Genomic DNA, 13,361 nt, shown 5'->3' with positions numbered 1-13,361 from the left:
CGTTGCGCGGGAGGTTCGGGTGGGGGGTGCATGCACGAGAACGGGGAGCGGGTCAGCTGCGGCGAGCGCTCACCACGGGGGTCGGTATCCGGTGGTGAGCGTGTCTCCGGTACGACGCCACTTGGGCTCCTTGTCCACGGTTCTGGCCGTGATCGACCGCAGCTTGCGGACCACGGCTCCGTACGCCCCGCTGGTACCGCTCGACACCTTGGCGCCGGGGGGTTCGTCCATGAACGGCATGAACTTGTCGGGGAAGCCGGGCATGGTGCAGGCGATGCAGATGCCGCCGACGTTGGGACAGCCGCCGATCCCGTTCATCCAGCCGCGCTTGGGCACGTTGCACTTGACGACCGGGCCCCAGCAACCGAGCTTGACCAGACACGTCGGCGAGTCGTACGACAGGGCGAACTGGCCCTGCTCGTAGTAGCCCGCACGGTCGCAGCCCTCGTGCACGGTGGCCCCGAACAGCCAGGTCGGGCGCAGCTTGTCGTCCAGCGGGATCATCGGGGCCGCGCCGGTCGCCTGGTAGAGCAGGTAGGTGAGCGTCTCGGAGAAGTTGTCGGGCTGGATCGGACAGCCGGGGACGCACACGATGGGGATGCCCGCGTGCGACTTCCAGTCCCAGCCGAGGTAGTCCGGCACGCCCATCGCGCCGGTCGGGTTGCCCGCCATGGCGTGGATGCCGCCGTAGGTGGCGCAGGTGCCGATGGCGACGACCGCCAGTGCCTTCGGGGCGAGCCGGTCGATCCACTCGCTGGTGGTGATCGGCTGACCGGTCTCCGGGTTGTCGCCGAAGCCGCACCAGTAGCCCTCGGGCTTGATCGCCTCGTTGGGGATGGAGCCCTCTACGACCAGGACGAACGGGTCGATCTCGCCCCGCTCCCCCTTGAAGAACCACTCGATGAACGTGTCCGAACCGCCGACCGGACCGCACTCGAAGTCGATGAGCGGCCAGTGGACGGCGATCTTCGGAAGGCCCGGCAGCACACCGAGCACGATCTCCTCGATGCTGGGCTGCATGGCCGCCGTCAGCGCGACCGAGTCGCCGTCGCAGCTCAGGCCCGCGTTGATCCAGAGAATGTGGATCGTGGGTGTCTCGTCGGCGGGCGCGCCACTCGCGTCCGCAGCATCGACCGTGTCCGGCGTCGCCTCAGTCATGGGACCGCCTCCTGGGGAGGTAAGGGATGAAGGCCCAGATTTCGACCATCGCTTCTCTTCGTATCAGCCGTTCGGCCGTGATGAGACGCCAATGAGGGCCGTTCCGGTGACATCCGCGACGGAGGGGGTCGGGCCGGTCTGCGCAACCCGGGCGGGGCCGAGGTGCGGCGGGGTGCACGCGGGCCGCTCCTTGTGGACGAAGGCACGACGCAGCGAGTGGTACGGGGCGTCCGGGTCGTCGAAGGTGCGCCGCATCCGGGCCAGCTCCTGCTCACGGAAGCCGGCCAGCGGGGTCGTGCTCTCCAACCGGTCCAGCTCCGCCTTCTTCGCGGCGATCCGTGACGCCGTCGCCGGCAGTGACGCCAGACGCGCCGCCAGAGCGCCGACCTCCCCCGCGAACTCCTCAGGTCCGCGGTCGACCACCCGGTCGACGAGACCGAGGCTCAGCGCGCCCGCCGAGCTCACCGGCAGAGCCTCACGCAGGAGCCGTTCGGCCGTCGCGGAACCCACCCTGCGGGGCAGCGTGTGCGTCCAGTACTCCGAGCCGTACAGGCCCATCAGGCGGTAGTGCGGGTTGAGCACGGCGCCCGAGCGGCACCACACCTCGTCGGCCGCCAGGGCGAGCATCACCCCGCCCGCCGCGGCGTTGCCCGCGACCGCCGCGACCACCAGTCGGTCCGTCGTCGTCAGGACGGTCTCGACCAGATCGTCGATGGCGTTGATGTTCGCCCAGGACTCTGCGGCGGGATCGTCCGCGGCCTCGATGACATTGAGATGGATCCCGTTGGAGAAGAAGTCCCGTTCGCCGCCCAGCACCAGGACGGACGTGGGCCGCCGGCACGCTTGCCGGTATGCGTCCAGCAGACGTCGGCACTGCTCCGTGCTCATGGCGCCGCCCGGAAAGGCGAACGAGAGGAACCCGACGTTGCCCTGCTCCCGGTAGCGGATGTCCGTCCAGGTACCGTGCCCCGCCTCGGGCAGCAGGGGCAGGGCATGTTCGGGCAGGGCTGGCAGCAGGTCGCCCAGTGCCCGCACGGCAGGCAGTTTGTAGGTGGGCGGCTGCCCGGGCATGCGCCGGGGCCGCAGCTCGGGGATCCACACGGCGCCGTCCTTGGTGGCCCGGCAGACCGCTCCGGCCCTGGTGGCCAGCAGCTCGCCCGGGCGGCCGCGCAACACGCTCTCGGGATGACCGCCGTGCAGGTACCACTCACGGCCGAGCAGGATGTCCAGCACACCGGGCTGCGAGTCCGCCGCTCTCAGCTTGCGCAGGACATCCTGGGTGGAGTCCTCGGCCCAGTCGATTCGCCGGACGCTCTGGTCGAGGTAGGGACGGGGGCGCAGAAGAGCGTCGGCCGTGGGTGCCACGTCCTGCTTGCGTGGTACGTGGGTTCCCTCGGCGAACCGCTCGACCGAGAGCATGACGGCCTCGACAGCGGCGTCGGCGATCTCGCCCCGGTACAGCTCGCTCTTGGGAACCGGAGGAACCCGGCACGATACGCAGGCCCACACGTCACCGGCGTCCATCTCCCCGTCGGCCTGCAGGACGGTGACGCCCCACTGGTCGACAGCCTCATGGATCGCCCAGTCCAGGGAGGAGGGACCGCGGTCGCCCACGGGCCCCGGATGGACGATGAGGCAGGTGTGCGCTGTCCATACCTCCTCGGGAATCGCCGTCTTCAGCATCGGCGCCACGATGAGCTGCGGTGCGTGCCGCCGCACGAGGTCGGGCAACGGGCTGCCGGGGAGGGCGAGTTCCACCGCCACGGTGTGGCCACGGTCGCGCAGCTCGGCGTGGACACGCTGGGTGAGGCTGTTGAACGCACTGGCCAGGAGCAGGATGTGCACGGCTGCCTCCGAGACGGACGAACGGCAGGCAGCAATGGCCGCCGCACGCGATCCTCGGGCAGGGCGACCTGCCGTCCCCGACGACAGGCGGTGAGGTCATCCGAAAGCGGACGCCGATCCGCCGTCCGGCCTCACTGGCCGCGGCAGACGGCGCCACCGATGATCACATTCGTCGCAGGCCGCTGGTGATGCGCTCCCACCGGGAGCGGGTGGCGCCGAAGTGGGTCTCGTGTGCCCAGATGTGGGTGCACGACCGGCACTGCAGGTGGAGCAGGCTGCCGACGTGGGACAGCAGGTAGCGCCAGTGCTCCGAACAGGTGCGCCCCTGCTCGCAGGTGGCGCACCCGCGACGGTCGTCGCAGTTCGGGCAGGCCACCCAGGCGCGACGCCCGATGTCCGCCTGTGGGTCAAGCGGCAGCATCGCCGCCGCCTCGCCGCGGCAGGACACCGGCCGAGACCAGTTCGTCGTACATGCGCTGCTGCTCCGCGCTGAGGCCGGAATACAGCAGCTCATACGCCGCTTCCTCGCCGCGCAGCGCGGCGACGGGGTCCCAGTCGGGACCGAGAGCGTCCAGGACATGAGCGCGCCGGAGCAGTTCATGCGAGCTCAGGTCGATGTCCAGGTCGACCGTCGAAGACGGGTCGGGTCGGTCCGCCGCGGACCTGCTTTCCGTGGCGGGTTCGTCCGGTTCGCCTGGAAGGGCGCGGCCATGAGAGGACATGGGACCGAACGTAGGCAAGCGCTTCTCGCCCCGGCAAGAGCAGGTGGGAGAAGTCACAGCAGGCCCGCGCCCTCAGGGGACGTCCCGTGGTGACCCGTACATGCCCGTCGGCCGACGACTTGTCGGTCGGCTCATCCGGCTCCGTGGCGATGCGGGTTTGCGGCTTGAGTACCGCCAGTGCCTCGTCGAGCGAAACGCCGACGGTGTCAGTCATGTCGGGGACGATCGCACAGGCGGTGCCCAGGCGGCGCTCGGTCAGCCCGAGTCCGTAGTGCGGGTCCGTGTCGAAGCTGCGGATGCCCGCGCCCCAGGCGGCGTCGAACGACAGCTCGGTCACCCGGACACCGGTGTCACCCAGCGTCGACGTCCTCATGACCCGCCCCTCGGACGGAGCCGGAGCCCCTGCGTGCCGCCGTCGACGGCGAGGGCGATACCGGTCATGGAGGGGGCGGCCGGGGAGGCCAGGTAGGCCACGGCCGCCGCGATCTCCTCCGCGCCGACCAGGCGTCCCATGGGCTGGCGCGCGTTGAGGGCGGCGCGTTCCGCCTCCGGGTCGCGGGGGCGGTGAGGAGCCGGGTTACCCAGGGGGTGTCGGCGGTGCCCGGGTTGACGCAGTTGACGCGAATGCCCTCATGGACGTGGTCGGCGGCCAGGTCCAGGGTCAGCGCCAGGACGGCACCCTTGCTCGCTGAGTACAGGGCACGCTGCGGGAGGCCGGCCGTGGCAGCGATCGAGCCGATGTTGACGATCGCCGCAGTGCCCGGACGGGCAGTGGCAGCGCGCCGTAGATGCGGCAGGGCGGCACGGGTCGCGCACCATGCCGAGGACGTTGACGTCCAGGCGTCCCTGATGCCTTTCCCCTCGGCCACGGCGGCCGTTGAGGCCTGTGGGCCTCCGTCTCCCGGACGCGGCTGTCCCTCCCTTCCGTCCCCATCGGGCGCGGTCCCGCACTGCCTTGTGCCGGGCCACCCTCTGCCCGGTCTGCGGACTCGCCCATCCCGCTTCGGCTGGCGAGTCCGCACCCCTCTGCCCCCGCCGCCGCCCGACACCCCCTCCTGCGCCAGTCGGGCGGCGGCGGGTCACTCAGGTGTTGGCTGCCGCAGCGAATCGGGTGGCAACGTCCTCCCAGTTGACCAGGTCCCACAGCTTGGTGACGTAGTCGGGGCGGACGTTCTTGTATTGCAGGTAGTAGGCGTGCTCCCAGGCGTCGAAGACCAGCAGCGGGGTGCTGCCCTGGCCGACGTTGCCGTGGTGGTCGTAGATCTGCTCGACGATCAGGCGCTTGCCGAGGGGCTCCCAGGCCAGCACGCCCCAGCCGGAGCCCTGCACAGAGGCAGTGGCGACGGTCAGCTGCTTCCTGAACGCCTCGAAGCCGCCGAAGTGTTCGTCGATGGCGCCGGCCAGCGCGCCGTCGGGGCGGTCACCGCCGTCCGGGGAGAGGTTCTGCCAGAAGATCGAGTGCAGGACGTGGCCGGAGAGGTTGAAGGCGAAGGTCTTCTCCAGCCCGACCAGACCGGTGGGCGTGATCTGGTCCTTGTCTCGGACCTCGGCGAGCTGCTCGATGGTGTCGTTGGCGCCCTTGACGTAGGCGGCGTGGTGTTTGGCGTGGTGCAGTTCCAGGATCTGCCCGGTGATGGCCGGCTCGAGTGCTGCGTAGTCGTAGGGCAGGTCGGGAAGCGCGTAGGTGCCCATCAGGCACGTCCCCTTTCCGGGTGGGTGATCGTCCGGGGACAGCCTATGCCTCTATTGCGAACTACTTGCAACAACGATTGAAATGCATCAGCATGGTTTGTGGCGGGGTCGGCCCGTCACCTTCGGTGTCTGAGCGCCTTCCGTCCGTCGGCGTCTCCTTCCCGCAGAGTGATCGTCTTCTCACCCGGCGCCCGCCGGTCCCGGCCGACCCCGCTACCGCATGCACGGCTTGCCGCCGTCGGCGTCGGCGTCGGCGTCGGCGTCGGCGTCGGCGTGCAAGGCGGTAGGCAGAGACGCGGTGCCGCGCAGCCTGGTCGGCGGGAACCCGTTCTGAAGGTCGCCTGTCTGTTGATCTGCGGCGCTGTTCCTAGGCATGTTCGCGGGCACTGAGCAGGGCGTCGAGCACGGAACAGTCGCAGAACAAAGACTCCACCCCGGCCGGCGCGAACAGTCGCTCCAGAACCAGCACCTCAGGATCTGAGACGATGCGGCAGCTCCAGTGGCTTCTCCCGTGTCACTTGTTCGGCTGACGGCGGCGTCTTCGGAGGCTGCCGCCGGTGCAGGATGAGGACGTGACAGCCCACCTGCGCTGTATGGATGCCTGGCTCTTCCTTGGTGATCAGCAGATCGCGGTGGAGGTCGACCTGGGGCTGCTCCTGCCGGACACGGGGGTGTGGGGCGGTGTCCTGCGCCGTGTTCCGGGGTGGCTGGCAGAGGTGTCGAGAGACGCTGAGGCTCGTTTGCGTCTGCCGACTGGCGATGAGCGTCGAATCCGGCCTCTTGCCACCCCTGACGGTGAAACGTCCGTGCCCTTTATCGGTGAAGGGCCGGCACCGTTCTGAGCGACGGTGACGGTCGTTCCGATTCCTCACGGGCCCAGGCGGTGATCAAAAGTGACAGGAGTTCACGGACGGCCAGTCCGGTCTCGTCGGGCACTGCAACGGTGCGTCGAGGTATTTGTGGATCACCATCGCCTGTCAGGCGGAGGCGGCGACCTGGGCAGGGTCCGGCGGTGGGTTTCCGGGTGAGACGGCGGGTCATCAGCGTGATCACCGCACAGGTGATGAGAGACTCCGTGCTCCACGAGCCGCTCGTAGTCCCGGGCGTGCCGGCGGGCGTGCATGATCCATGCCGGCGTTCGACGACCCAACGGCGGGGCAGCAGGACGAACCCGTAGGTGCCCTTCGGACGGCCGGCCGTCTTGATCGTGAGGTTCTGATGGCGTTTGGCCCAGGTCACGAGCGTGCCCGCGTACACACGGTCGGCCCGGACGGTGGTGATCCCGGGGTGGGTCGGCCGCAGCCGGAAGAGGACTTCTTTCGCCGCCTGGGAGTCGTGCAGGTCGGCCAGGGGGACCATGGCCATCAGCGGGAGGCCACGGGTGTCGACCACGAGATGCCGCTTGTGGTCATTGATTTTCTTGCCTGGGTCGTAACCGCGGGAGTCCTTCCCCACGGTCGAGGCCGCTCTGACCGCGGGTCCAGGCACGGCACTTCGGGCCGTGGCGGGACAGGGCCTGTGTAGGCCCTCGTTGATGTCCCGTTCCGCAGCAGTGACCTGGGCCGTTTCCGGGCGTCTCATTCATGGGCCACGCCATTCCGTCTCACGATCTTGTCCCCAGGCGACGCGATGTCCGACAAATCTGCGACGCACCCGGGTAGGTGGCAGCGGGGTCGACCTGGTAGTTGCGCACATAGCCGTTTTCGGTACCGACGAGGAGGTCTACGACCTCGAAGTAGCGGTCCCAGAACGGGGTTTCGCGCAGTGCGTCGATGAGGAGCTGATAGCTGTGGTGGTCGTCGGCTTCCCAGACCCACACGTCGGTAACACGAGCGGAGTAGAACTCGGTGTCGTAGAAGCGTGACCGGACGCCGGTGGTCCTGGCCTCGATCGTCGGGACGACCTGAGTGGTGAAGGCTTCGATCCGCTCCGGGACAGTCAGTGCGAGCCACTCGGGCGTGGTCTTGACGAGCATGAACGCGGTGACCGGCGGTTCGGCTTCCTCAACAGGCATGGTGGATGTCTCCTGAGTGGCGGGGGTCTGACGCCATGGGCGCCACACGCGATGGCGAAGGGGCTGGAGGCTTTCAGGAGAGGACGGCAGGCTTGAGGGTCTGGGCGCACCAGTGCTCGAAGGTGGTCGGGCCGACGGTGTCCCGGGTGCGGGGGACTCCGGCATCGAGGCCCTCGTCCTTGGCCCGCTTCATGTCGACCACGCCCTGGACGAATGCCTCGTTGAGGCCGTAGCCGACGAGGGTGGTGTACAGCGCGTCGAGCGGCTGGCGTTCATACCGGACGGGGCGGCCGAGCTGCTCGGTCATGATGCGGGCCAGGTCATTGGGTGACAGGTCCTGCGGCCCCACGACCGGGACACTGTCGGTGCCGGTCCACGAACGGTCCAGCAGCAGGCCGGCGGCGACGGCCGCGATGTCGGCGACGGCGACGAGGGGCACCTTGCGGTCGGCGTCTGCGTCGTCGGTGAAGACGCCCTTCTCGCGGATCGGGGCGGCCTCCTCCAGGAGGTTCTCGAAGAAGGACGGGTTGGCCAGGGCGCGGTAGGCCACGCCGGTGTCGGCCAGAAGGTCGTCCATGGCCAAAGAGGCGGTGACGAGTCCGGCGCGGCCAGCGAGCGGGGTGCCGCGGCCGAGGGCGGAGACGCCGACGACGTGCCCGACTCCGTGGGCGGTGAGTGCCCTCGCGGCGGGGCGGGTGAAGCCGGTCCAGGCGTCCTCCGGTGCCAGGGCGGCGTCCGGGGGGACGAGCCAGAAGACGGCGTCCGCGCCCTGGAAGGCCCTGTCGACCACCTCGGCGTCCCCGTGCGAGCCGGTGATCACCTCGACGCGTCCGCGTGCCGCGTCCGGCAGCCGTGCCGGGTCACGCACGATCACACGCAGTTCCTCACCGGCGGCAGGGGCGGACTCCAGGAGCCGGGCGAGCAGGTGGCGGCCGATGTTCCCGGTGGGAGCAGTGATGACGATCATGAAAACCTCACGGGTCCGTGTCGGGTCGGTACGCCCCCATCCTGGGTAACGCTGCAGTGATGCCACAATGGGAACTTCAGCAAGGAGATGTTGCCTGAAATGGAATTACGCTGGTGAACAGCCCACATTCGGCCCTTGACGCCAACCTCGCCGTCGCGCTGGACGCCCTGCTGACCGAGCAGAGCGTCACCCGGGCCGCCGCCCGCCTGCGCACCTCCCCCGCCGCCATGAGCCGCACCCTCGGCCGCCTGCGCCGTACCCTCCAGGACCCGCTCCTGGTGCGGGCCGGACAGACCATGGTCCCCACCCCCCGCGCCCTGGCTCTGCGCGACGAAGCCGCCGCGGTGGTGCGCCGCCTCGGAACGCTGCTCAGCCCCGGCGAAGGCGCCGACCCCGCCACCCTGCGCAGCGCCTTCACCCTCCAGGCCGCCGACCTGGTCGGTGCGGCGCTGACCCCCGGACTGCTGCACCTCGCCCGCCAGGAAGCGCCCGGCGTCTCGTTCCGGCTCCGGGACGAGGAGTTGGAGGCCGGTTCGGCCCTCCGCGACGGCCGGATCGATCTGGAGGTCGGATCCATCGACCACATGGCCCCGGAGACCCAGGTCGAAGAACTGGTCACGCTCCGGATGATGGCGGCCGTCCGCCCGGGCCACCCCCTCGCCGGGAAGGCCCTGGACCCGGCGCGGCTGGCTGCCGCCGAACATGTCTCGGTCAGCCGACGAGGCCGGTTCACCGGCCCTCTCGACACCGCCCTCGCCGGGCAGAACCTCCACCGGCGCGTCACCGCCGTCCTCCCCAGCCACCTGGCGGCGATGACCCTCGCGGCCCGCAGCGACGTCGTCTGCCTCGTCCCCGCCGCGCTTCCCGGCGACCCCGAATCGCCTCTCACCCACACAGCCGCCGCCCTCGGCCTGTGTCTCCTCGACATTCCCCTGCCGCTGCCGCCCCTGACCATCGGCATGGCCTGGCACCCCCGCCACGCAGCCGACGGAGCCCACCAATGGCTCCGCAGCGCTGTTCGCCGCACACTCCGCGCGCCTGGGAGCACTTGACGTGATCGGGGGCCGAGGAACATCCGCGTCAGATCGTGCGCCAAATGTTCGTCGGCCCCGGTGAGTGGCCGGCGGGGGTGTCGGGCGGCCCCGTTGTCTGTGGCAAGAGGGGAAGCGGTACCCGCTCTCGCCCAGCTCCCGGCAGGGGCCGTACGACAGTCGGGCCGGCCGCCGACCTCTTCCTCGGCTCGCTCACCAACCCCAACACGATCCGGAACTACGGGATCAGGGAAGACCGCCGAGCGGATCGGCGAGGCCTGGAACTGCGGTGGGGCACGGCGGCGGTCAACACCTTGAACGCCTGCCAGGCGGCGGGGAGCCAGCCCCGTACCTGGTGTGGTTTGAGGTCCAGGTCCGCCGGGGTTCGACCAACCCGAGACGGTGAGACCGCGGCGCGAGCAGCGAGGGCGGTGTTTGCTACTTGCGCGGCGACCCTTGGGTACGACCAGGTCGCCTCCGGGTGCGGGGGCTCGCTGGTGGCGGCGGCTACCACAGCCACGTGCACCCACGGCCCCTGGATATGAGGCCGACCGGAACGTTTCGCGTGGCTCATGTCTTTAGGCCACCGAACGCGAACCGGCGGCCCCGCCACTTGCGCAGCATGTTGACGCTGCCGTTCAGCTCGCGTGCGATCGCGGCGTTGGCCAGCCCCTCGGCCGCGGCAAGAACGAGCTTTGCCCGCACAGCTTGCCGGCCCTCCGCGGTCAGGGATGGAGCCAGGCGCCGCAGGCGCGCACGCACCGACTCGGGCAGTTCCACCACAACTGCCGTGGGAACCAGCTCGATTGCGCGGGGCGCGGCACGCTCCTGGCGGCGTGGACGGGGCTCTGTACGGGCCTTGCACGGACTTTGGCGAGTGCGGAGTTGTGTGGTGCGGCCTGGCAGCAGGCACGGCCCGGCACCGGTGCGGGTCATCAATCCTGCCGACATGGTGGCGGCCGACAGGGCACAGCAGTGGATCAGGAAGTTGCTGCCGGCGCTGGCGTATTTGGAAGCCGAGCAACACCTGTGCGAGCCTGCTGCCATTCCTCCGAAAGGACTGACCTGATGCTCGGCATGGTTGTCTGGGACGTCCGCTCTCGCACTTCGACGCGAGAGCGGTAACAGCCACCTGCCTCAACGCACACGCCTGCCCGATGGACAGACGTGGGTTCAGCCTGCTCCTCGTCGAAGTGCTCTTCGTGCCCCTGCACGTTCGATCACGAGGAGTACGTGGTGTCCACCATCCACTGGACCACAGCCGACACTCAACAGTCCGCCCGCTGGCATTCCGAGAACGCCGCCCCCCTTCCACGGCGGACCGTCGTCGCCGACGACCGGATGAAGGCCAACGACGCCTACCGTCAGGCATGCGAAGGGACGGCCCTGCTCTGGCAAGGCGACTTCCACAACGCCCAGCAATTGCTTCAGGCGATGGGCCGCCGCATCGACCGCACAACGCCCAGGTCCAGCACTTCCCCGAGCGAGTCCTTCCACCTGCACCGACGCAACAACAGTCACCGTGCCCGTGTGCTCGGAAAACTCCTGGTACTGCTGGACGACGACCACACCTTGACGTTGCGACGGGCTCCCGACGTCCGTCAGGCGTGCCTTGAGGCCTACGGTCCCCCGAAGGGGCCCACGGTGGTCTCCCTCCGGGAACTACTGGGAGTGATCGGCGCTCACCAATGGCGCCTGAAAGGGGTCGATGTGCCGGCGCTCGGCACTCGCATCCACCCCCACTACGGCGTGTTCGCGCCGGTCAGAGGCGAGTACGTCGACCTGGTCGCCCACACACCGCTGCCACCGGCGACCCTGCGCAGTCCCGACACCAGTACGGCATTCGATCTCGGCACGGGAACCGGCGTCCTGGCTGCGGTCCTGGCCTACCGCGGAATCAACCGCGTCGTGGCCACCGACATCAGCCCACGCGCCCTGGCCTGTGCCAGGGAGAACGCCCACCGGCTCGCACTGACCGGCCGTATCGAAGTGTCGGGCCCCGGCCTGTTCCCCGAAGGCCGCGCCAACCTCATCGTGTGCAACCCGCCCTGGCTCCCCGCCCATCCGACCAGCCTCATCGAACAAGGCGTCTACGACCCGGACAGCGCCATGCTCCGCAGCTTCCTCGCTGGCCTGTCCGCCCATCTTCGGCCGGGCGGCGAGGGCTGGCTCATCCTGTCCGACCTGGCAGAGCACCTCGGGCTCCGGACACGTCAGCAACTGCTCAACGCCATCCAGGCAGCACACCTCCGCGTCGTCGACAAGATCGACGCCAAGCCCCGTCACCCACGTTCCAAGGACGCCACCGACCCACTCCACGCAGCGCGAAGCGCAGAGACCACGTCCCTCTGGCGTCTGACAGCGTGACCGGCATCCCGATCACGCATCGGCACCCCGTCTCCCGGTTCACCGGGTGAGTACATCCCGTGGGTGACCTCGGCGCCCACGGGATGACCGGATTCCTCGCCAGGCTTGAGGTTCAACAGCACCTACCCAGCGCGCGCCGGCTCACCAGGAGGTCCTGCCCCGCGCTCACCGACATCGGGATGACATCGCTGGTCACTTGCGCCCCGGCTACGACGGTCGGGTTGCCGACTCCGCCGAAGGTCACGGTGCGATGGGTGCCGGGCACCGCGGCGGCGCCACTGGACCGGACGGCCACGTCGACGGCGCCGACGGACAGCGCGGTGGTGCCGCGCAGGTTGGACACCCGGATCCGCACCCCGGAACCTGCGGCGCTGATGTGGACGACCATCCGCAGCGTCTGCTCTGAGAAGGTGTCACCGCCGGAGGTCACAGCGGGGACGAAGGCGCCTACCCTGGGCGTTCGGTGAGGCTCCACTGCTGGTTCTTGTCGCTGCTGCACGACCACTGGATGAGCGGCGTTCTGCACCACCTCCGCGGCCTCGGCCGACGAGGCCGACTTGACCTGTGCGTGGCGCGTGAAGCTGTCGGGCGGAGGGCGGTCAGGACGACTCCCGGACGACCAGCTCTGTGCGGAGGATGACGTGGCGCCAGGCCACGGACTCCTCCTCCATCTCCTCCAGCAGCAGCCTGATCATGGCCCGCCCCATCTGCTCCAGCGGCTGTCGCACAGTGGTCAGGCGCGGCTCGGTGCGCTCTGCCAGTGGAAAGTCGTCGAAACCGATGACGGCGACGTCTCCGGGGACCCGCCGTCCGGCCGCGCGCAGTGCGCGCAACGCCCCGGCCGCGGTGGTGTCCGAGGCAGCGAGGACGGCGTCGATCTCGGGGTGCCGTTCGAGGAGTTCCGTCATGGCACTACGGCCGCTCTCCTCCGAGAAATCACTCTCCGCGACCCAGGACCGTGACGTCTTCAGGCCGGCCAGCGCCAGCGCGTCCTGATAACCGCGCAGCCGGCACTGGGCAACGTACATGTCCAATGGCCCCGTAATGGTGGCGATCGCCGTGCGGCCCTGTTTCAGAAGGTGGGACACGGCGTTTCGGGCGCCGCCCACATTGTCGGCGTCGACGTAGCTCACATACTCGTCGCCCGAGCGGCGCCCCAGCAGAACGGTCGGCAACCGCGCCTCGGCGAGCATGTCCGGCAGCCTGTCGTCCGCGTGTACGGACATCAGCAGGACTCCGTCGACCCGGCCGCCTCGCGCGTACTCCAGGAAGCGCTGCCGCTCGGTCTCCGAGCGGACCAGGGTCAGCATCAGCTGCATCCCGGTGTCCGCCAGCGCATCGCCGAGTGAGCGGACGATCTCCGAGAAGAACGGCTCCGCGAACTGCCGCCAGTCCGGCTCAGTCAGGACGAGGGCCACGGCGTCCGCACGCTGCCCGGCCAGGGAGCGGGCCGCGAGATTGGGCACGTAGCCCCAATACCAGTGACTTAAGGAATCGGGTCCCAGCTTCTTGGGACTTTGGTCGGTGGGTTGATTGGGGCTGTGCGCCAGTGCGGGGCGATGGCC

General features: G+C 69.5%; 12 protein-coding genes and 3 pseudogenes. 3 read left to right on the top strand and 12 right to left on the bottom strand.

Annotated features, from left to right (window positions below; translation table 11 throughout):
* Positions 1-69: 69 nt before the first annotated feature.
* The 6 genes and pseudogenes from H293_RS0143660 to H293_RS0143635 all read right to left on the bottom strand — a co-directional run bounded on the left by H293_RS0143660 (position 70) and on the right by H293_RS0143635 (position 5,417).
* On the bottom strand, positions 70-1,158 hold the full coding sequence (locus H293_RS0143660; protein ID WP_020124081.1) for an NADH-quinone oxidoreductase subunit B family protein: 1,089 nt from the start codon (positions 1,156-1,158) through the stop codon (positions 70-72).
* A gap of 63 nt (positions 1,159-1,221) precedes the next feature.
* On the bottom strand, positions 1,222-3,003 hold the full coding sequence (locus H293_RS0143655; protein ID WP_020124080.1) for an enoyl-CoA hydratase-related protein: 1,782 nt from the start codon (positions 3,001-3,003) through the stop codon (positions 1,222-1,224).
* Positions 3,004-3,166: 163 nt separating this feature from the next.
* A complete protein-coding gene (locus tag H293_RS0143650) occupies positions 3,167-3,424 on the bottom strand; it encodes a hypothetical protein (RefSeq protein ID WP_033416466.1) in 258 nt (85 codons plus the stop codon).
* Positions 3,411-3,725, bottom strand: coding sequence for a DUF6400 family protein (locus tag H293_RS0143645; protein WP_020124078.1), 315 nt, complete (start codon positions 3,723-3,725; stop codon positions 3,411-3,413). Before H293_RS0143645 ends, H293_RS0143650 begins: the two co-directional genes overlap by 14 nt.
* A gap of 369 nt (positions 3,726-4,094) precedes the next feature.
* Positions 4,095-4,808 (bottom strand): annotated as a pseudogene (locus H293_RS53330) (SDR family NAD(P)-dependent oxidoreductase).
* Complete coding sequence (locus tag H293_RS0143635) at positions 4,809-5,417, bottom strand: superoxide dismutase (RefSeq protein WP_020124076.1); 609 nt, start codon at positions 5,415-5,417, stop codon at positions 4,809-4,811.
* A gap of 557 nt (positions 5,418-5,974) precedes the next feature.
* Here H293_RS0143635 and H293_RS58775 point away from each other — a divergent pair.
* Positions 5,975-6,259, top strand: a complete 285-nt coding sequence (locus H293_RS58775; RefSeq protein ID WP_158694539.1) for a hypothetical protein — start codon at positions 5,975-5,977, stop codon at positions 6,257-6,259.
* A 171-nt stretch (positions 6,260-6,430) separates the two neighbouring features.
* On the opposite strand, the pseudogene H293_RS53325 reads toward H293_RS58775, so the two are convergent.
* The 3 genes and pseudogenes from H293_RS53325 to H293_RS0143615 all read right to left on the bottom strand — a co-directional run.
* A pseudogene (locus tag H293_RS53325) lies at positions 6,431-6,890 on the bottom strand (transposase); the annotation flags it as partial.
* Positions 6,891-7,020: 130 nt separating this feature from the next.
* Positions 7,021-7,596: a darcynin family protein gene (locus tag H293_RS0143620; protein WP_259294680.1), complete on the bottom strand. Its 576-nt coding sequence runs from the start codon at positions 7,594-7,596 to the stop codon at positions 7,021-7,023.
* Positions 7,505-8,398 carry an NAD(P)H-binding protein gene (locus tag H293_RS0143615; protein ID WP_020124074.1) on the bottom strand — a complete coding sequence of 298 codons (894 nt, stop codon included), beginning with the start codon at positions 8,396-8,398 and terminating at the stop codon, positions 7,505-7,507. The genes H293_RS0143620 and H293_RS0143615 overlap by 92 nt, the downstream gene beginning before the upstream one ends.
* A 104-nt stretch (positions 8,399-8,502) precedes the next feature.
* On the opposite strand from H293_RS0143615, the gene H293_RS0143610 reads away from it, so the two are divergent.
* Positions 8,503-9,450 carry a LysR family transcriptional regulator gene (locus H293_RS0143610; protein WP_033416459.1) on the top strand — a complete coding sequence of 316 codons (948 nt, stop codon included), beginning with the start codon at positions 8,503-8,505 and terminating at the stop codon, positions 9,448-9,450.
* 549 nt (positions 9,451-9,999) lie between these two features.
* On the opposite strand, the gene H293_RS0143605 is transcribed toward H293_RS0143610, so the two are convergent.
* Entirely contained in the window at positions 10,000-10,209 is a 210-nt protein-coding gene (locus H293_RS0143605) for a hypothetical protein (protein ID WP_158694538.1), read from the bottom strand.
* 456 nt (positions 10,210-10,665) lie between these two features.
* Here H293_RS0143605 and H293_RS0143600 point away from each other — a divergent pair, with 456 nt between their 5' ends.
* A complete protein-coding gene (locus H293_RS0143600) occupies positions 10,666-11,796 on the top strand; it encodes a methyltransferase (RefSeq protein WP_020124071.1) in 1,131 nt (376 codons plus the stop codon).
* 112 nt (positions 11,797-11,908) lie between these two features.
* Here the strand turns inward: H293_RS0143600 and H293_RS0143595 are convergent, their stop codons facing one another.
* Both H293_RS0143595 and H293_RS0143590 read right to left on the bottom strand, forming a co-directional pair.
* Positions 11,909-12,226, bottom strand: a complete 318-nt coding sequence (locus H293_RS0143595) for a hypothetical protein (RefSeq protein WP_020124070.1) — start codon at positions 12,224-12,226, stop codon at positions 11,909-11,911.
* A gap of 169 nt (positions 12,227-12,395) precedes the next feature.
* Positions 12,396-13,268, bottom strand: a pseudogene (locus H293_RS0143590) (LacI family DNA-binding transcriptional regulator); the annotation flags it as partial.
* Positions 13,269-13,361: the final 93 nt, after the last annotated feature.

Source organism: Streptomyces canus 299MFChir4.1, assembly GCF_000383615.1.
GTDB lineage: Bacteria > Actinomycetota > Actinomycetes > Streptomycetales > Streptomycetaceae > Streptomyces > Streptomyces canus_C.
This window is presented reverse-complemented; position numbering and strand designations above follow the sequence as displayed.